This is a genomic window from Actinocorallia sp. A-T 12471 (assembly GCF_033875155.1).
GTDB lineage: Bacteria > Actinomycetota > Actinomycetes > Streptosporangiales > Streptosporangiaceae > Actinocorallia.
Genome location: NZ_JAWZTE010000002.1, coordinates 416,504 through 435,294, shown reverse-complemented (window position 1 = coordinate 435,294; position 18,791 = coordinate 416,504). Strand labels below are relative to the sequence as shown.

Genomic DNA, 18,791 nt, shown 5'->3' with positions numbered 1-18,791 from the left:
CGTAGGGCAATATGCATGATGCATCCTTCATGGGTGAGTGAAGTGGGTAAAGAGGTAATTCGCTCTTATGTGGCTCTCGGTGACAGCTTCACCGAAGGACTGAACGACCCGTACGGGACCGACGTGTACCGGGGCTGGGCCGACCGGCTCGCCGAGCATCTCGACGCCGCGAGTCCCGGCCTGCTGTACGCCAACCTCGCGGTGCGCGGCAAGGTGCTGCGCCAGGTCGCCGCCGAGCAGGTGCCGAAGGCCGTGGCGATGAACGCCGACCTGTACACGATCTCGGCGGGCGGCAACGACATGATCCGCCCCGGCGCGGACCCCGACGCCCTCGCCGTCGTCTACCGCGACGCCCTCGCCGCGCTGCGCAAGACCGGCGCGCGGGTCGTGGTCTTCACCGGCTTCGACCCGAAGTACCGGGGCCTCAACGGACGGGCGAGCGACGGCCGTTTCCGCGGCAAGGTCGCGACGTTCAACATGCACATCAGGTCGATCGCCGACCGGCTCGGCCTGACCGTCGTCGACCTGTGGTCGATGCCCGTGCTGAACGCCGACCCCGCCTGGCACGAGGACAGGCTGCACCTGACCCCCGAGGGGCACGCCAGGCTGGCGCACGCGGTCGCCGAGCGGCTCGGCGTGCCCGTCGAGGGCGACTGGCGCGCGCCCTGGCCGGTGCTCCCGGTCAAGACCAGGCAGGAGGCCCTGCGGGACGACCTGTACTGGGCGCGCACCTACTTCGCCCCGTGGGTGCAGCGCCGCATCAAGGGAGTCTCCTCCGGCGACGGCCGCACCCCGAAGCGTCCGGAGCTCAAGCCGCTCTAGGGACGGCTGTGGCCCCGCATCTGCTTGTGGATGGCCTTCCAGCGGTTCTCCCGCTCGGCGCGCAGCCGCGCGTCGGTGCGGGAGGCCGCCCATTCGGCCTCACGCTGCAGCTTGCGCCATGAGGCGAGCCGCCGCTCCGGCAGGGTGCCGTCGGCGACCGCCTCGGCCACCGCGCAGCCCGGCTCGCCGTCGTGCGCGCAGTCGGTGGACCGGCACGCCTCGGCGAGGTCGGCGACGTCGGCGAACGTGCGGGACACGCCCTCGCCGTCGGCCTGCAGGCCGATGGAGCGCAGGCCGGGGGTGTCGATGATCATGCCGCCGCCCGGCAGGAGCAGCAGCTCGCGGTGGACGGTGGTGTGCCTGCCCCTGCCGTCGGACGCGCGGACCTCGCCGGTCTCCATCGCCTCGCGCCTGGCGAGCGCGTTGACGAGGGTCGACTTGCCCGCGCCCGAGCGGCCGAGCACGACGGCGGTCTCCCCGGCCGCCGGGGACAGGCCGTCGAGCCCGGTGCGCGCGACCGCAGAGATCGCGACGACCTCGGCCCCGGGCGCGGCCCTGACGACCTCGTCCATGACGGACTCGGGCAGCACGGTGCCCGCGAGGTCGGCCTTGGTGATCACCACGACGGGACGCGCGCCGCTCTCCCAGGCCAGGGCGAGCAGCCGTTCGATCCTGCCGAGGTCGATCTCCGGAACCGCGGGCTCGGCGATGTACACGACGTCGACGTTCGCGGCGAGCACCTGGCCCGCCGAGACGCCCGGCGACGCCGACGCCCGCACGATCGCGGTGCGCCGGGGCAGGATCTGCCTGACGACGGGGTCGCGCCCCGAGGTGAGCCCGGCCCAGTCGCCGACGCAGGGCCGTTCGCCCTCGGGCAGCCGGTTGCCGGCCTGACGTGGGCCCTCGCCGGTCAGGACGAGGCAGGCCCCCCGGTCGACGCGTACGACCCGGCCCGGGACGAGACCCGGCTCAAGGTGCGCGGCGAAGGACTCGTCGTAGCCGAGCGCTTCGAGTGACGGAAGGAAAGCTGACGGAAATGCCGATGCCACGGTGGGCGCCTTTCGTGAGGAACCGGCGCCCTGCCTGGCCTGAGCTCAGGCGGGCGCCGCGGTGAAGGAGGGCGAGGAGTCGTCGCGCACAACGACAGTCTTCACAGTGGTCTCCTTCACGGGGGCTCCCTCGTGGCCTGGGGCGCGCCGACCTTGCCGCGCGCCGCGTCACCGCAACCCTAGGACGGCGGCCGCCGTTCCCGCCACCGATTAAAATCCTGCCGATCTTGTGGCGGAACGTTGGGGTTTGTCGCATAGTCGTGCGATGCGAAAACTGGTCGCGGCCTCCCCGGAGCCGTACACCCTGCGCCGACGCACCGGCGAGCTCGCCGAGGGCGCGGCACGCCTCGCCGAAGACCTCGCGGCGGTCTCCGTCGCCGAGCTCCTTTCCGGGGCGAACCGGACGGCGGTAAGGCAGGGCGCGACCACCGCGTTCAACGGCATGCGGCCCGGGCCCGTCGACTGGTTCACCTTCGAGGACCGCGACGACGACACCCGCGACTGGCACCCGCAGGGCCTCACCAGCGCCTGCGACGCCGGACGCGACGAGCCAGCCTTCATCGCCTCCTGGTACTGGAAGCCCGAGGTCGACACCGAAGAACGCGGCGTACGCCTCACCTTCCTCGACCCCCAGACGGCGAAGTACAGGCATGTTTTGTGCGTCGTCGGCAAGACGGACGGCTCGTACGCGCCCGTGGACATCCACTCGGGAGGCATCGCCTGGTACGGCGACCTCCTCTACGTCGCCGACACCACGCGCGGCCTGCGCGTCTTCGACCTGCGGCGCATCCTCGACCTCCGCTCGGTCCAGGACGACGTCGGCGACCACACGAGGTTCGGCCGCAAGCAAGGCAAGTACCACGCTTACGGCTACCGGTTCCTGCTCCCGCAGAGCGACTGCTGGAAGCTCGCGACCACGGGCGTCCGTTGCTCGTTCGCCTCGGTAGACCGCTCCACCGCGCCCGCGCGGCTCATCTCCGGCGAGTGCGGCGACGCCCAGGGCGGCGTCGGGAGGCTCGCGTGCTGGAACCTCGCCGAAGACGGCTCCCTCACGCATGACGAAGGCGTCGCCGTCCCGTCGGCGGCGTATCTCGCCCCCGACTGCAAGATCCAGGGCGCGGTCTCCCACAAGGCCCGCTGGTACCTCAGCCAGGCCGGGACGGGGGCCGTGCGGGGCAGGCTCATCGAGGCCGAGCCCGACGGTGACCCCGAAGTGCGCGACTACCCCTACGGACCGGAGGACCTGACGGTCTGGCGGGCCAGGGAACAGCTCTGGAGCCTCACCGAGTTCCCCCGCCGCAGGGCCATCTACGGCGTCCCCCTGTAACGGCCGGACAGCCGCCGGAGCCGCCGGACAGCCGCCGGACGACGGACTCGACGCGGGCCCGTCAGGAACTGTCAGACCCGGTCGGCACAATGGCCTGATGCGGATCGCGGTGGCCTGGGGCGAGGACGGGGACGGGGAACTCCAGGTCCTCCCCGACCCGATCCCGCAGGATGCCGCGCCCGTCGTCCCTGAGTCCCCGCCGAGGACGGTCCCCGATCTCGCCGCCGAGGTTGCCCGCCTTGAGGCCGCCGAGGGGCCGCGCTGGGTGTGGGAGTCGTCCGCGCGCGACTACGCCCGGCTGCTCGCGGCGGGCGTGCGGGTGGCCCGCTGCCACGACGTCGAGCTGACCGAGGGCCTGCTCCTGGCCCGCGAGGGCGCCTTCGGCGAGCCGCGCTCGGCGGCCGCCGCGCTGGCCCGTCGCCGGGGCCTGCCCGTGCCCGCCGAGCACAGGCCGGAGGCGCAGCCGTCGCTGTTCGGCGGCGCGCCCGCGACCCCGCTGGCCGACGTCGTCGCCGCCTACCGCGCCCAGGAGGCCGAGCTCGGCCCGCTGCGGCTGCTCGCCGCCGCCGAGTCCGCGGGCGGCCTCGCCGCCGCCGAGATGAGCCACGAGGGCGTCCCGTGGCGCGTCGACGTCCACGACGAGCTGCTGACCGGCCTGCTCGGTCCGCGTCCCGCGCCCGGCATGCGGCCGCGCCTGCTCCAGGACCTCGCCGACAAGATCGGCGCGGCGTTCGGCGCGCACGTGAACCCCGACTCGCCCAAGCAGCTCCTGAAGGCGTTCGCCTCGGTGGGCCACCCCGTCACCACGACCCGGGCGTGGGAGCTGCGCGGGATAGACCACCCGGCTGTCGCGCCCGTCCTTGAGTACAAGGAACTCGCCCGCCTGTACACCGCGCACGGGTGGACATGGATGGACTCATGGGTGCGCGACGGAAGGTTCCGTCCCGAGTACGTCGTAGGGGGAGTGGTGTCGGGGCGCTGGGCGAGCAAGGGCGGCGGCGCGCTCCAGATCCCCAAGGTGCTGCGCCGCGCGGTGGTGGCCGACCCCGGCTGGACCCTCGTCGTCGCCGACGCCGCCCAGCTCGAACCCCGGGTGCTCGCCGCGCTCGCGGGCGACGCCGCGTTCACCGAGGCCGCCGCCCAGGGCGACATCTACGCCGCGCTGGCCGACGCGTTCGCCGAGACGCCCGACGGCCCGTCCCCGCGCGACAAGGCGAAGATCGCGATGCTGTCGGCGATGTACGGCGGCGGCACCGGCGAGGCGGTCGCGCTGCTCGCGGTGCTGCGCGCGCGGTTCCCCGCCGCGTTCGAGTACGTCGAGTCGGCGGCCAGGGCGGGCGAGCTCGGCCAGGCCGTCACCTCGCTGCTTGGCCGCGCGAGCCCGGCCGGTTCTGCGGAGTACCGCGAGCTGATCACCACGTCGGCGGGCCGCTCGGCGGCCCTGTCGCGCGGCAGGTTCACCCGCAACTTCGTCGTCCAGGCGACCGCCGCGGAATGGGCCCTGGCCTTCCTCGCGCTGCTGCGGCGCGAACTGCTCGGCGGCCCCGCCGAGATCGTCTTCTTCCAGCACGACGAGGTGATCGTGCACACACCCGAGGCGGACGCCGAGGCCGTCACCGCCGCCGTCGCCAAGGCCGCCGACGAGGCCAAACGCCTTCTCTTCGGCGCGACCCCCGTCGTCTTCCCCCTGCACACCTCGGCCGTCCCCTGCTACGCCGACGCCAAGTAGCGGATGCGCGCGGGAGGGGCGGGGTAGGGGAGTGCCATGGACCTCGACGACCTCACCTCCCCCGAACTGCACGACAGGGCCGTCAAGCTCGCGCTGGAACGCAGGGACGTGGGCTTCCTGTGGGAGCTGCTGCGCGCGATCCCCGCGGCCGAGGCGGCCCAGGGCGACCTGGAGCGCAGCGAGACCGACATCATGCGGGTGTTCGGCCTCGTCACCGACCTGCTCGGCTCGGGCGAGGAGCCCTTGGCCGACGCCCTCCGGCCGGTCTACCTGGACTACCTGAAGTCACACTCTTAGCGCGCGTTCCGGCAGGTCAGTCCCGGCAGGTCAGTCCCGGCAGATAGCTGTGGTGATCCGTACCGTCGTGTGCAAGGTGATCCTGCCGTCGGGGCCCGCCGCGGCGTCCATCACCCGGTAGGCGATGGCCTCGGCCTCTTCAAGCCGGTCGGCGGGGACCGCCTCGAGGAACGCGCGCATCCCGTGCGACCAGAACCAGGTCCACAGGTGGTCCTTGCCGGTGAAGGACGTCTCGATGGGCTGGCCCGAGTAGGCGACGGCGTCCCAGTCGCCGAGGAACGCGCTGATGGACGAGGTGTCCTTGAACCTGTCCACGGGCCGCTCGGCGGCCTCGGGCGGCACCAGCGGCGTGAGCGCCCGCACGACCGCCGACAGCAGCGGGTCCTGCGCGGCGAAGGTGCTGAACACCAGCTTCCCGCCCGGCCGCAGCAGCCTGCGGTAGTTGGCGAGCGCCGTCTCCGGAGAAGGCAGGAAGAACAGGACGAGCCCGGCGAGCACCACGTCGAAGGAGCCGTCGGGAAAGTCGGGTTCGGCCGCGTCGCCGAGCGCGACGGTCACCCAGGGCAGGTGCGCGGCGGCGGCCGCGGTGCGCTCGACCATGCCGGGCGCGAGGTCGATGCCGACGACCGAGCCGGACGGGCCGGTCGCCTCGGCGGCCGGGAACAGCACGGCGCCGCGCCCGCATCCGACGTCGAGCACCCGCGATCCCCGGGTGATCGCGGCACGCGAGACCAGCGCCCGTCCCATGGGTCCGAAGTACGCGGCGCCCAGGTCCTCGTACGTGGCCGCGGAGCGGTCGAACATCGCGGCCACGGCGGCCTTGGCTTCCGCGTCAGATGCTGTCATAGAGGGATCTTCTCATCAGACAAGAACGAAACCGGTTCGTCCGCGTCACGGGCCGGAGAAGGAAGCGGCGCAGGGCGGCCGCTGGAAGTCCCGCGAGACAGGTCCGGAAGGAGGGAGACACTTCACCGGACGGGCCCGACAAGGGGCAGGGAGGCGGGAGCACGCGGCGGGGACGTAAGGGGGACACGCTCTGGTGGAAGGGTTACGGGCAGGTGATGACGGCGGTCACGTGGGTCGTGGCCCCGCCGTCGGTGCGTTGGAGGTCGGCGTCCACCCCCGCGACGCCCTTGACGGGGTCGATGGAGACGCCGGACGTCGTCACGTAGGAGTGGCCGGAGCGGTGGTCCTCAAGGAGCGCGCCCTCGGCCCCGTCGTTGTTGGCGATCGTCAGGGTGAGCGCCTTGCTCCCGTTGGAGTACAGGGTGGCGAAGAACGCGACGCCGCCCTGCGACGGGGGACCGCACTCCTGGTCCATGGTCTCGGCCCACGCCTCCACCGCGCCGCTGGCGACGAACACGGGAGTCCCTGAGCCGCCTCCGGAGGGCGGCTGCCCGCCGTCGCTCTGCTGCGCGCCGCCCGGCGGGTTCTGGGCCCCTCCGGGGTTCTGGGTGCCGGGGTCCTGGGTGCTCGCGGGCGGCGGTGGGGCCCCGGTGTCGGCGGGCGCGGGCGAGACGGGTGCGGTCGGGATCGTCACACAGCCCGCGGCGGCGAGCAGCAGCCCCGCCGCGGCGAGCCCCGTCGCGACCGCGCGCGCGGGTTCTCTCAGTCTGATCATGCCTGTGAGACTCCGCGCGCGGCCCTCCGGTTGGCCCGCGCCGGACCGGGCCGACCCGAAAGGCAGTGCCAAGGGACGGTCAAGGTACCTTCCCGGGTGGCCCATGACGGCTGCGGCCGCGCGGCGGGTGCCGCAATCCTTCGGGGTGTCGATTCCGGGCTTCGAAGGGATGCGCGATGAAGACTGCCGGGACGGCCGCCGCGGCCGTGCTGCTGGCCCTGCTCGCCGGACCCGCGCCGGCGCACGCCGCGCCCGGTCCGCCGACCGGGGCCGCCGACGGCCTGCTCGCGGAGGTGGCGTCGGTGGTCGACCAGTTCTTCTGCACGCTGTTCGACAACTGCCCGGCCAAGGCCGAGCCCGTCAAGCCGGGTAAGCCGGTGAAGCCGGGCAAGCCCTACAAGCCCGGTGAGTTCTACGGGCCCGACGGCAAGCCGTACAAGCCGAAGAAGCGCGGCAAGGACGAGCTGCCCGGCTATGGGCCGTCGCCCTTGGTGTGGCCGTACGACTCGCCGTTCATCGAGCGCTAGGCACCAGGGGTCCGTCGCCGCCCGGGCCGTCGGGCTGCCCGGGCGTCCCGTGGACCGTGGCGCGCAGGTCGGCGATCTCCGCGCGCAGCCGTCGCAGTTCCTCCAGGACGAGCGCGTCGGACGACTGCTCGCGCCGCTCGAGCTGGTCGAGCCCCTCCTGGAGGTCGCCGAGCACCTGCGGCTCCATCGCGCTGACGGTGATGGCGATGAACAGATTCAGCACTACAAAGGTAGAAACCAGGATGTACAGCAGGAAGTACACCCAGGCCCACGGATAGGCGGCCATGATCGGGCGGGCGATGTCGGACCAGCCGTCGCCGGTCATGATCTGGAACAGGGTGAACGCCGACTCGCCGAGGTCGCCGAAGTGCTCGGGGTCCGCGCCGGAGAACAGCCGGGTCGCGATGACGGCGGCGACGTAGAGGATCAGCCCGAGCAGCGCGGTGATCGACACGAGCCCCGGGATCGCGGTGAGCAGCCCGGCGACGACCCTGCGCATGCTCGGCACGACCGAGATGAGCCGCAGCGCCCGCAGCACGCGCAGCGCCCGCAGCACCGACATCCCGCTCGACGCCGGGAGCAGCGAGATCCCGACGATGATCGCGTCGAAGCAGCTCCACGGGTCGCGGAAGAACGCGAGCCGGTGCGCGTACAGCCGCAGGCTCAGTTCCGCGATGAAGACGACGAGCGCGGTCCGGTCGAGGAAGTGCAGGAGCCTGCCGTAGTGCTCGAGCAGGTACGGCGAGGTCTCACACCCGAGCGTGACCGCGTTGACGACGATGACCGCGGTGACGCAGTGCTGGAACGTGCGGGAGTCGACGATCCCCCGTACCCTCGCGCGCTTCACCGGAGCGTCAGTCCGAACGCCTGGTCGAGCTGGAGCGCGGTGAGCGCGAGCGCCGCGGTGACCAGCCCGGTGCCGACGAGCAGGGCGGGCCCGCTGATCCGGTTCCGGTCCGGGGCGCGCACGAGGAGCGCGCGGACCCGTCCGACGACGCCGGAGTCGGCGAACGCCGGGAGCGGTCCAGGATCGGGCGGCCGTTGCAGCAGCGCGACGCGGGCGATGGTCCTGGCCACCTGCTCGCGGTCCCCGACGGCCTCGGCCGCCTCCTCGTCGGCCCAGCGTTCCAGCGCGAACCGCAGCCGGGACCGCAGCGGCCGCAGCGGCGGCACGCACGCGGCGGCGAGCGCGGCGACGGCGAGGTACCTGTGGTGGCCGTGACGCAGATGCGCCCCCTCGTGCTCGAAGACGACGCGCAGCTCACGCGGGTCCAAGGCGGCGAGCAGCCCACGCGACGCCAATACCCCGCCGTTACGCCCGGGGACGGCGACCGCGATGGGCACGTCGGTGTCCAGGACCGACCTGGCGTCCTCCGAGGCGCGCCGCACCTCGGCCGCCGAGCGCAGCGCGACGATCGCCGCGGTGAGGCACAGCGCGGCGAACAGCACGGTCGCCGGGACGCCGAGCGCGGCGGGGATCGGCTCGTCGTCGCCGATGAGCGCCCACTCGGGCAGCCGGTCGGCCGCCCTGGGGTGCAGGGTCGCGCCGTAGTTGACGGCGACGAAGAACAGGGTTCCGGCGCTCGCCAGGCCGGTGGTCGCGGCGACGGTGCCGAGTATCTTCGCCGACCACATCGGGTGCAGGGGGAGCGGCACGAGGCCGAGGACGACGGACAGCGCGAGGGTGAGCGCCGCGGGGAGGAACGTCCAGGCGTTCACCCGTCCTCCAGAATCCGGCGCAGCGCCTCCTCCTCGTCGGGGCTCAGCGTCTTGACGAACTGGCTCAGCACGTTGAACGAGTCGCTGGCGTAGCGCAGGTGGTCGTGCATCCTTCCGGCGACGAGCCTCGCCTCGTCCACCGCGATCCGGTAGCGGAAGGACCTGCCGTCGCGCTCGCGGGTGACCAGGCCCTTGTCGTGCAGCCGGAACAGCACGGTGTTGATGGTGGTGTAGGCAGGATTGCCCGGGATGCGGCTCTGCAGCTCGGCGGTCGACAGCGCGTGGTCCGGCGAGTCCGACAGGGCGGCGAGGACCTCGGCCTCGAGTTGCCCGAGCTGGCGTCTCGTCACGGACGGCTCCCCTCAGAAATGCGGTGCAGGGCGGTTGCGCGGCAGAAAAACTACAGATGTCGTTGCCGGTAACAAACTACGGATGTAATAGTAGCGGGGAAAATCATCGCCGGACGTGCCGTGCCGCCGGTACGGGGAGGAAACTTCGTGATCTTCAAGAGGATGCTCGGTTCGCTGGGGATCGGCGGGCCGACCGTCGACACCGTGCTGCACACCGCGTCGTGCGAGCCCGGCGGGACCCTGCGCGGCGAGGTGCGGGTGCAGGCCGCCGACTACGACGTCGAGTTCCAGCGGATCGGCCTCGGCCTCGTCACCAGGATCGAGGTCGAGCACGACGAGGGCGAGGCGGTCGGCGACGTCGAGTTCCTCAAGGTCGACGTCTCCGGCGGCTTCCGGCTCGGCAAGGGCCAGTCCACCGCGATCCCGTTCGAGCTCGCCGTCCCTTGGGAGACCCCTGTGACGTCGTTCTACGGGACGCCCCTGCACGGGATGGCCATGGGCGTGCGCACCGAGCTCGCCGTGGCGTCCGGCGTGGACAAGGGCGACCTCGACGCGTTCGCCGTGACGCCGCTCCCGTCCCAGGCCGTCATCCTCGAGGCGTTCGGGACGCTCGGCTTCTCCTTCAAGGGCGCGGACGTCGAGTACGGCACCCTGCACGGGGTCAGCCAGCAGCTCCCCTTCTACCAGGAGATCGAGTTCTATCCTCCGGCCGCGTACCACGGCAGGATCAACGAGGTCGAGCTGACGTTCGTCGCCGACCCGTGGAATCTCACCGTCGTCCTCGAGGCCGACAAGCGCGGCGGCCTGTTCTCCTCCGGCGGCGACGCCCTGGGCCGCTTCACCCTCCCGCACGCCGAGGCCCTCGCGACGGACTGGGCCGCCGCCCTCACCGAGTGGCTCGGCGCGGTCGCGGCGGGCCTGCCGAGCGCGTCCCACGGGTACGACGCGCACGGCCACCACGCGCACGGCCACCACGGGCATCACAGGCACAGCGGGCACAGTGGTCCCGGCTGGGCGGGCGTCGCCGCGGGGGCGGCCGGCGGTTTCGTCGCGGGCATGGTCGCGGGCGAGGTGTTCGACGAGGTCTTCGGCGACGACGAAGAGGAATCCGAGGACTGACGCCTTCCTTTCCCGCCCGGCCTTGGGCGGGAGTGCGCGGTTTATCGCGTGCGGAGGGTTCCCGTGCAGTGGCGCTCCCGAGTGTGCGAAGTCTCCAAAATACCGGGTGACGAGGGAGAACGTACGCAGGGAACGCTAATTAGCGCGTCTTGGTGTGTCAACCTTTCATTTCCTGATATGCCGCTCAGGTAGTGTCTTAGTGTCCTTGGCATTTCGCGGTATGCCGCTTTTTCACGGTAATGAATGGCATTTTTACGGCATTCACCGAGAATGGCCGGGATAAGTCGGGCAGGAGCGGCGTCTCCTGGGCGTCGTCCCCGCCCAGCAGGACCGCGCGCGACAGCGCGGTGCGTCCGAACCGCGCGCGCACCGCGTCAAGGGCGGGGTCGAGCGCGCTGGGCGGGACCTCGCCTTCCAGCGGCAGCGCGAGCTGCACGGCGGTGTCGTCGTGCAGGCCGCCGAGCGCGACCCCCAGCAGGGTCACCCCGCGCGCGCCGATCAGCGGCAGCGCCTCGGCGAGCAGCCGCCGCGCGACGCGCAGGATCGCGTCGGTCTCGGCGGTCGCCTGCGGCAGGGAACGGCTGCGCGCCGCGCGCGTGTAGTCGCCGAAGCGCAGCCGCAGGGTGACCGTGCGGCAGACCCGGTGCGCCTTGCGCAGCCGCCCGCAGAGCCGGTCGACGAGGCCGAGCGCGATCACGTCGAGCTCCTCGGGGGTGCGCGGGCGGCGGCCGAGCGCCCGCTGCGCGCCCATCGAGCGGCGGCGCACCCCCGGCGTCACCGGACGCGGGTCGCGGCCCAGGGCGAGCGCGTGCAGGTGCCCGCCGGAGGACCTGCCGAGCACCGACACCAGCACCGTCTCGGGCAGCGCCGCGACGTCGCCGACGGTCCGCACGCCGAGCGCCGAGAGCCGCGCTGCGGTGATCGGCCCGACCCCCCACAGCCGCCCGACCGGCAGCGGGTGCAGGAACTCGCGCTCGCGGTCCGGGCGCACCACGAGCAGCCCGTCGGGCTTGCCGACGCCGCTGGCCACCTTCGCCAGGAACTTCGTGCGCGCCACCCCCACGGTGATCGGCAACCCGGCCTCCTGCCGGACCCGCCGCCGCAGCCGCACCGCGATCTCCTCCGGCGTCCCGGCGATCTCGCGCAGGCCCCCGACGTCGAGGAACGCCTCGTCTATCGACAGGCCCTCCACCAGCGGCGTCGTGTCACGGAACAGCGCGAACACCGCGCGGCTCGCCTCGGTGTAGGCGGCCATGCGCGGCGGCACCACGACCGCCTGCGGGCACAGCCGCAGCGCCTGGCGACCGCCCATCGCGGTGCGCACCCCGAACGCCCGCGCCTCGTAGCTCGCCGCAAGCACCACCCCGCCCCCGACGATCACCGGACGCCCGCGCAGCCCCGGATCGTCGCGCTGCTCGACCGAGGCGTAGAACGCATCGAGATCGGCGTGCAGGATCGTCGCCCGCGCCCCAAGGTCGAACATATCATCGGACACGAACACATGTTCGCAGAAGATCGTCGGCGGCGGACGCGGGGGTGGCCCGCGTCCGCGCACGTCAGAGGTACTGGCCCATCGGGATGTCCGCCGGCTTCGCCGGGTTCTCCGGAAGGTCCTCGAGCAGCAGCCGCCGCACGTCAACCGGGGTCTCCTCGGCGGTGATGCGCCGCGCCTGGAGCGAGCGCGCCCGGTCGAGCAGGTTGCGCATCAGGCGGGCGTTGCCGAACGACGAGCCGCGCGGCGTGAGCCGCAGGATCTCCGCGAGCCGCGACGGGATCGCCGCGTCGAGCGTCAGCCCGGCCTGTTCCGCCATGAACGCGAAGATCGCCACGAGATCGTCGTCCGAGTAGTCCGGGAAGGCCAGGACCGTCGGGAACCGCGAGGCCAGGCCCGGGTTGAAGTCGAGGAACCGCAGCATCTCGCCCTCGTACCCGGCGACGATCACCACGAGGTCCGACCTGTGCTCCTCCATCAGCTTGAGCAGCTCGGCCACCGCCTCGTGCCCGTAGTCCTGGTAGGAGTCGGCGGGCGTCAGCGAGTACGCCTCGTCAATGAACAGCACCCCGCCCAGCGCGCGCTCTACGGCGGCACGTACGCGCGGCGCGGTCTGCCCGATGTACTCGCCGACGAGGTCGGCCCGCGACACCTCCACGAGGTGCCCGGACGACAGCAGCCCGAGCTTGGCGTACACGGCCGCGACAAGCCGCGCGATCGTCGTCTTGGCGGTGCCGGGGTTGCCGGTGAAGACCATGTGCCGGGTCGGCGAGGAGATCGGGATGCCCGCCTCGCGGCGCAGCTTCTCGGCCTTGGCTTCGGCGACCAGAAGGTGGACCTCCTGCTTGACGGCGTCGAGGCCGATGAGCGCGTCGATCTCCGCGAGGGGGTCGCCGGGCAGCTCGATCCGGCCGGTGGCCGCGAGGGTGTTCGGCAGGTCCTCCGGCAGGATCTCGTCAAGGGACTCGGCCTCGTCCACGACCCCGTCCTCGAGGACGCGGCGCGACTGGAGCGCGATCGCCCGGTCGAGCAGGCTCGTCATCAGGCGCGCGTTGGTGCCGCGCGGACCCGCCTTGACCAGCGAGCGCACCCGGTCCAGCACGCCGGACGCGAGCGCGAACCCGCTCTCGGCGGCCTTGACCCGGAAGACCTCGACCAGCTCCTCCTCGCTGAGGTCGGGGAAGCGGACGATCTTGGTGAACGAGCGGGAGAGGTCGGCGTCGCCCTTGAGCAGGCCGTTGATCGCGGCGTCCGGGCCGGACAGCACCACGACGAGCTCCTCGGAGTGCGCCTGGATCGAGGCGAGCAGCACGTCGAGCGCCTCGCGGTCGCGCGGCGACTCCGAGGTGCCCAGCGTGTGCGCGTCGGCGACCAGCAGCACGCCGCCCAACGCGCGCTCTACCGCACGCCGTACCTTCGGGCCGCTTTCGCTGGTGTACTCCCCGACGAGATCGGCGCGGTCGACCTCGACGAGGTGCCCTGTCGGCAGCACTCCCAGCTCGGCGTAGATCCTGCCGAGGATGCGCGCGACGCGGCTCTTGCCCGTCCCGTGGTTGCCGGTGAAGACGAGGTGCCTGGGCCGCGCGGGCACGGCCATGCCCGCCTCGCGCCGCATCTTGGCGGCCTTGGCCTCGGCGACCAGCGCCGCGATCTCCCGCTTGACGGGCTCGATCCCGACGCACGCGGCCAGCTCGGCCAGCGGGTCGGCCGCGGAGGCGTCGCCGGGCACGAGGCGCTGCGGCAGGTCCTTGGCGGTCACCCTGCCCGCCCGCCGCGCGGCGGCCGCGGTGACGGCCTGGTCGGCGAGGAAGTCCACGAGCCGCGCGTTGCGCAGGTTCAGCATCGGCGGCGTCCGCGACAGCAGCACGCCGGCCGTGGCGGCGACCGTGCGCGCCACGTTCATCTCCCTGGCGCGTACCGCGCGCACGAACAGCTCGGAGTACTCGGCCTCGCCGAAGTCGCGGGTACGGGCCACCCGTAGCGCGCGGGCGAGGCCAGGGTTGGCGGCGAACAGCCGCTCGTCGCCGCCGGGCCGCGCGAACGCCAGGACGTGCAGGTTCTGGTTGCGCGCCATCAGCCGCCGCAGCTCCTCGAGGACGGCAGGGCCGCAGCGCTCGTAGGACAGCAGCTTGTCCAGGTTCTCGAAGACGAGCAACTGACGCCCGTCGAGGCACTCCTTCACGCGCGCCTGAATCCACAGGACGCCGTCGGACAGCGTCAGGGAGGGGAAGACCTGGTCCGACACCCACAGGGCCTCACGGATGCGTCCGGACTCCACGAGGGCCCGTTCCAGGACCTCGGCCCCGGTGCCCTTGCCGGTGGCCTCGGGGCCGGCGACGAGGAGCCGCACCGGGCCCTCGCCGTCCAGGGCCGCGCCGATCGCCTTGACGAGTTCCGGCTGGCCGACCAGCGCCTTGCCCGGGACGTCATAGGGCTCGGGGAGATCCTCCTCCGCGCCGGTGATGACGGGCACGTCGCGGCGCAGCCGCTCCGCGAGCGCGTTCGGCACCACCTTGCGGCGGCCGAACAGCCGCCGCAGGTCGGCCTGGAACCAGCGCACCGGCGTGTGCATCGCGGGGTGCGCGGCGGGGTCGGGCAGGCCCTGCACACAGCCGGTGACGCGCACCGCCATGTCGAGCCAGGCCCGGCAGGCGTCGGCCTCCCCGGCGACCAGCAGCCGCGACAGCCACGACCGGATGCCCTGCTGCCAGGGCTCCACCGCCCACTCCGGCTGGAGGGCGGCCATCCGTTCGGTGATGTTCTCGTACCGCGCGGTGCCCAGCGCGACGGCGAGGTCGGCGGGCGGGACCGTCTGCCCGGCCTGGAGCAGCAGCTTGGCCAGCGCGGTCTCGACGGGATCGGCGGCGACGACCGCCGTCAGCCGCTCGTGCGCCGCGACGAGCCCTTCGGCCGACCACTGGAGGTACCCGATGCTCCCGGAGAGCTCAGGAAGAAGGGACAGCTCCTCAGGCGTCGCCCGGTCCGCCCAGATCCCGGCGAGCTCCCCGACGGGCACCGCGGCGTCCTTTGCGGTCTGCTCCTCGTCACGGCGGTCGTGCAGGGCGATCAGGGCGCGGCGGCGGGCGTCGAGCGGCTCGAGGCCCTCGAACACGTCAAGGGCCTCGCGGGCGAGGCGGAACATCAGCTCGCGCTTGTCCGGATCGTTCGCCGCGGGGTCGGCCAGCCACAGCGCGGGCGGCCGCCAGCGGCCGGACTGGGAGAACCAGGCGACGGTGTCGCGGACGGCGGGCTCGGGGTTGGCCAGGAACGACAGCAGCAGCTCGTAGTCCATGTCCCCGCGGCTGCCCGCGCGGACGGCGGAGGCGCCCATGAGAAAGGTGATCAGGGAGAACAGCTCGGCGCCGAGGACCGAGGTGTCCTCGGCGTAGAAGCTGGTCAGCGACTGGGCGAGTTCCTTGCCCCGCTCGTCGGCCGCGAACGCCTTCGCCCGCTCGGTCAGTTCCTCGATGAGCCCGTCCGGCACGCGCCAGGGTCCGTGCGCGTATACGTCGAAGACGGGCTCATCCGTGACCAGCAGTTCTAGGTGTTCAGGCAACCGGGGGATTGTCACTCTGCCCACCCTACGCCCGGTTCAGGGAGGTGTGGACGCGTGATAAGCGCTCGCCTGAAGCGTATAAAGATCGGCGTAAAGTCCCCCCTCGGCCATTAGGCGGAGATGGTCCCCGTGCCCTACGATTTCTCCTTTTTCTAGGACGTACACGCGGTCGGCCATCCGCACGCTCGCGAGCCGGTGCGTGATGAGAAGCACGGTCCTGCCCCTGGCGTGGGAGCGGATCCGCTCGAACAGCGCGTGCTCGGCCCGCGCGTCCAGCGCCGCCGAAGGCTCGTCGCAGATGAGCAGGGGCTCGTCGCGGTAGAACCCGCGCGCGGCGGCAAGCCGCTGCCACTGCCCGCCCGACAGCTCCGCGCCGCCGTCGAACCTGCGGTCGAGCAGCGTGTCGTAACCGTGCGCCAGCTCCGCGATCACCTCGTCCGCGCCCGACGCCGCCACCGCGGCGTCCACCGCGCGCGCCACGTCGGGACGGCCCATGATCACGTTCTGCCGCGCGGTCATCGGCCAGTGCGTGTGGTCCTGCGCGACGACCGCGATGCGCTCGCGCAGCTCCTCGGGGTCGACCCTGGCGAGCGGCACGTCGTCCCACAGCACCCGGCCCGACTGCGGGAAGTACAGGCCCGCGAGGATCTTGGCGAGGGTCGTCTTGCCCGACCCGTTCTCCCCGACCAGCGCGACGATCTCGCCGCGCCGCAGCTCCACCGACACGTCGCGCAGCGACGGCGCGTCCGCGCCCGGATACGTGAACGTCACGTTCTCCGCCCTGATCACCCCGAAGCGGGCGGGGACCGGGAGCGGGGAGGCGACCGGAACAGGGAGGCGCTTGTCTGCCTCGGCGCAGAACCTCAGGTAGTCCGCGAAGTACAGGCCCTCCTCGTAGCACCGGTTGACGGCGTAGACGAGGTTGGCGAGGGACGTCCTGCCCGTCCTGATCGCGAAGACCGCCGCCCCCGCGACGGCGAGGGGGACCGCCCCCTGCCACAGCAGGAAGCCGAGCGCCACGTACACCAGGGCTCCTGCGATCCCCTGGAGGCCGTCCCCGGCGACGCGTGTGACGGCCTGCCTCCGGGTGAGGTCGAGTTCGACGTCCCTCTCGTGGGTGGCCAGCTCCTCGTACTGGCGGAGGAGAAGATCGCGGACCGTGAACGACCTGACCTCGGCGGCCTGTGTCCGGTTCGTCATGAGATCGGCGAGGATGCCCCTGCGGCGGCGGCTCGGCACGAGCGTCAGGATCGTCAGGTAGCGCATCCGGGCGCTGCGGACTGCCGCCCAGGCGAGCGGAACGGCCGTCAGGAGCAGCAGCGGCAGCAGCGCGGGGTGCAGCACCCCCAGCGCGCCCGCGGCCGCGACGAGCCCGCTCAGCCCCGTCACGAGGTCGATCGTGTGCCTGACCATCGTCGGCGCGGCCATCATCCCGCGCGTCTCGGCGCGCTTCATGTCGTCGAGGAAGTCGGGGTCGTCCAGCGCGGCGAGGTCGATCCCGGTGCTGAGCCGGTAGAGCCGCATCTCCACGATCCGCTCGATCTGCGGCTCGAGCCGCGCCTGCGCCCATCCGGCGGCGGCCTGGAGCCCGCCTTGCAGCGCGAACGCCCCCGCGACGAGCAGCAACGACGGCAGCGCGTCACGGACCCGGTCGGGGGTGGGCGCGGCGGAGAACAGCGCGGTGAGCACGCCGGTGGTGGCCAGCAGGCCGAACGCGGTGAACAGACCGGCCAGCACGTTCAGGCCGACGGCGGCCGCGGTGTCGAGGCGGTTGGCGCGCCAGGCGAGCGCCATCGCCTGGCCCACGAGAGCGGGTAGTCTGCGCGCGACCTGCCGGACGCTGGTCTGGGCGAGCTCGGCGGTGTGCGCGGTCCAGCGGTGCTCGGACAGCTTCGGCCGCTCGGGCTTGCCGGGCTGTGCGGCTTGGCCGGGCTGGCCGGATTGGCCGGACTGTTCGGGCGGGGTCTGCGGTGGGGGAGCCTTGGGTTTCTTCCTGGGAGCGCGTGGGCGGAACGGCATCGTCCTCCTGACTTTCGGTTTCCGTGAGCCAAGTGTCACCCGCTGGGCTGACGCCGACCGTGTCGCGTCGTACGGAAGAGGGTCATGTAACCGATTCGCCAGGTCGATGCGCGGCGTTCGCCCTCTCTCATACCTTTGGATCAGCACAGCCCACCGGAGGAGACCAGATGGTTTACGCGCCCACGACCACGGCCGAAGAGCCGCCGCCCCCGCGGCGCAGGCGCGGCCGCAAGCGCAAGATCGGCGTCGCGGTCCTCGTGGTGCTCGCCGTCCTCCTGGGCGTCGGCTACGTCTCCCTGGACGGCCGCCTCCAGAAGGAGGAGGCCCTTCCGGACTACGCGGGCCGGATAGAGGACACCCCGGGGACGAACTGGCTCATCGTCGGCTCCGACAGCCGTGAGGGCCTGACGTCCGACGACCGCAAGAAGCTCAAGACGGGCAAGGCCGAGGGCAAGCGCACCGACTCGATCATGCTGCTGCACTACGGCGACGGCGGCACGACCCTCGTCAGCATCCCGCGCGACTCCTACGTGGACATCCCCGGCAAGGGCAAGAACAAGATCAACGCCGCCTACGCCTTCGGCGGCCCCGCGCTGCTCGCCCAGACCGTCGAGAAGTCCACCGGCATCCGGATCGACCACTTCGCCGAGATCGGCTTCGGCGGGTTCGTCGGCGTCGTGGACGCGGTCGGCGGCGTCGACATCTGCGTGAAGAAGCGGCTCAAGGACGTCAAGGCCGGCCTGAACCTCAAGAAGGGCTGCCAGACCCTCGACGGCGGCCAGGCGCTCGGCTACGTCCGCACCCGCCAGTACGCCAACGGCGACCTCGAGCGGATCAAGAACCAGCGCGAGTTCTTCTCGGCCCTGATCGACAAGGCCACCTCGCCCGGCACCCTCCTGAACCCGTTCCGCAGCGTCCCCCTCGCGTGGAACTCCACCGGCAACTTCACGGTCGACGAGGACTCCTCGCTCCTGGACCTCGCAAGGATGATGTGGGCGATGCGCGGCCTCACCGGCGGTGACGGAAAAACACTGAGCGTGCCCTTCGGCGGATTCGGATCAAGCGCGGTGGGAAGCTACGTGACATGGGACGCGGCCAAGTCCGAGGCCCTGTTCGAGGCGCTTCGTAAGGATTCCCCCGTTCCGGACGGCCTCAAGTGATTTT

At 72.2% G+C, this 18,791-nt stretch carries 16 protein-coding genes; 7 read left to right on the top strand and 9 right to left on the bottom strand.

Going from position 1 to position 18,791, the window contains the following annotated elements:
• Positions 1-18 precede the first annotated feature (18 nt).
• On the top strand, positions 19-822 hold the full coding sequence (locus tag R9X44_RS06995) for an SGNH/GDSL hydrolase family protein (RefSeq protein WP_319813581.1): 804 nt from the start codon (positions 19-21) through the stop codon (positions 820-822).
• On the opposite strand, the gene rsgA is transcribed toward R9X44_RS06995, so the two are convergent.
• Positions 819-1,871 carry a ribosome small subunit-dependent GTPase A gene (gene rsgA, locus R9X44_RS06990; RefSeq protein ID WP_319813160.1) on the bottom strand — a complete coding sequence of 351 codons (1,053 nt, stop codon included), beginning with the start codon at positions 1,869-1,871 and terminating at the stop codon, positions 819-821. The two genes, R9X44_RS06995 and rsgA, sit on opposite strands and share 4 nt — an antisense overlap.
• A gap of 265 nt (positions 1,872-2,136) precedes the next feature.
• Here rsgA and R9X44_RS06985 point away from each other — a divergent pair, with 265 nt between their 5' ends.
• From R9X44_RS06985 to R9X44_RS06975, 3 genes are all read left to right on the top strand, one after another.
• Entirely contained in the window at positions 2,137-3,198 is a 1,062-nt protein-coding gene (locus tag R9X44_RS06985; protein ID WP_319813159.1) for a hypothetical protein, read from the top strand.
• A 97-nt stretch (positions 3,199-3,295) separates the two neighbouring features.
• The gene (locus tag R9X44_RS06980) at positions 3,296-4,927 is read left to right on the top strand and encodes a bifunctional 3'-5' exonuclease/DNA polymerase (RefSeq protein ID WP_319813158.1); all 1,632 of its coding nucleotides are present in this window, start codon (positions 3,296-3,298) and stop codon (positions 4,925-4,927) included.
• Positions 4,928-4,963: 36 nt separating this feature from the next.
• The gene (locus R9X44_RS06975; RefSeq protein ID WP_319813157.1) at positions 4,964-5,224 is read left to right on the top strand and encodes a hypothetical protein; all 261 of its coding nucleotides are present in this window, start codon (positions 4,964-4,966) and stop codon (positions 5,222-5,224) included.
• Positions 5,225-5,254: 30 nt separating this feature from the next.
• Here R9X44_RS06975 and R9X44_RS06970 read toward each other — a convergent pair whose 3' ends face one another.
• Positions 5,255-6,070 (bottom strand): class I SAM-dependent methyltransferase, encoded by an 816-nt coding sequence (locus R9X44_RS06970; RefSeq protein ID WP_319813156.1) that lies wholly within the window; start codon positions 6,068-6,070, stop codon positions 5,255-5,257.
• Positions 6,071-6,272: 202 nt separating this feature from the next.
• Positions 6,273-6,845 (bottom strand): hypothetical protein, encoded by a 573-nt coding sequence (locus tag R9X44_RS06965; protein WP_319813155.1) that lies wholly within the window; start codon positions 6,843-6,845, stop codon positions 6,273-6,275.
• A gap of 176 nt (positions 6,846-7,021) precedes the next feature.
• Here R9X44_RS06965 and R9X44_RS06960 point away from each other — a divergent pair, with 176 nt between their 5' ends.
• A complete protein-coding gene (locus tag R9X44_RS06960) occupies positions 7,022-7,372 on the top strand; it encodes a hypothetical protein (protein WP_319813154.1) in 351 nt (116 codons plus the stop codon).
• Here the strand turns inward: R9X44_RS06960 and R9X44_RS06955 are convergent.
• The 3 genes from R9X44_RS06955 to R9X44_RS06945 are packed head-to-tail and all read right to left on the bottom strand — an operon-like array spanning position 7,359 to position 9,441.
• Complete coding sequence (locus R9X44_RS06955) at positions 7,359-8,219, bottom strand: ion transporter (RefSeq protein ID WP_319813153.1); 861 nt, start codon at positions 8,217-8,219, stop codon at positions 7,359-7,361. The genes R9X44_RS06960 and R9X44_RS06955 overlap by 14 nt on opposite strands.
• The gene (locus R9X44_RS06950) at positions 8,216-9,091 is read right to left on the bottom strand and encodes a M56 family metallopeptidase (protein ID WP_319813152.1); all 876 of its coding nucleotides are present in this window, start codon (positions 9,089-9,091) and stop codon (positions 8,216-8,218) included. The genes R9X44_RS06955 and R9X44_RS06950 overlap by 4 nt, the downstream gene beginning before the upstream one ends.
• Positions 9,088-9,441 carry a BlaI/MecI/CopY family transcriptional regulator gene (locus tag R9X44_RS06945; protein WP_319813151.1) on the bottom strand — a complete coding sequence of 118 codons (354 nt, stop codon included), beginning with the start codon at positions 9,439-9,441 and terminating at the stop codon, positions 9,088-9,090. The genes R9X44_RS06950 and R9X44_RS06945 overlap by 4 nt, the downstream gene beginning before the upstream one ends.
• 147 nt (positions 9,442-9,588) lie before the next feature.
• Here R9X44_RS06945 and R9X44_RS06940 point away from each other — a divergent pair, with 147 nt between their 5' ends.
• Positions 9,589-10,560 carry a sporulation protein gene (locus tag R9X44_RS06940; protein WP_319813150.1) on the top strand — a complete coding sequence of 324 codons (972 nt, stop codon included), beginning with the start codon at positions 9,589-9,591 and terminating at the stop codon, positions 10,558-10,560.
• Between the two features lie 196 nt (positions 10,561-10,756).
• Here R9X44_RS06940 and dinB read toward each other — a convergent pair whose 3' ends face one another.
• The 3 genes from dinB to R9X44_RS06925 form a co-directional block, all read right to left on the bottom strand.
• Positions 10,757-12,055: a DNA polymerase IV gene (gene dinB / locus R9X44_RS06935; protein ID WP_319813149.1), complete on the bottom strand. Its 1,299-nt coding sequence runs from the start codon at positions 12,053-12,055 to the stop codon at positions 10,757-10,759.
• Between the two features lie 61 nt (positions 12,056-12,116).
• Positions 12,117-15,608: an AAA family ATPase gene (locus R9X44_RS06930; RefSeq protein WP_319813148.1), complete on the bottom strand. Its 3,492-nt coding sequence runs from the start codon at positions 15,606-15,608 to the stop codon at positions 12,117-12,119.
• 36 nt (positions 15,609-15,644) lie between these two features.
• Positions 15,645-17,627, bottom strand: coding sequence for an ABC transporter ATP-binding protein (locus R9X44_RS06925; RefSeq protein ID WP_319813147.1), 1,983 nt, complete (start codon positions 17,625-17,627; stop codon positions 15,645-15,647).
• Positions 17,628-17,794: 167 nt separating this feature from the next.
• On the opposite strand from R9X44_RS06925, the gene R9X44_RS06920 reads away from it, so the two are divergent.
• Positions 17,795-18,787: an LCP family protein gene (locus R9X44_RS06920; RefSeq protein ID WP_319813146.1), complete on the top strand. Its 993-nt coding sequence runs from the start codon at positions 17,795-17,797 to the stop codon at positions 18,785-18,787.
• Positions 18,788-18,791: the final 4 nt, after the last annotated feature.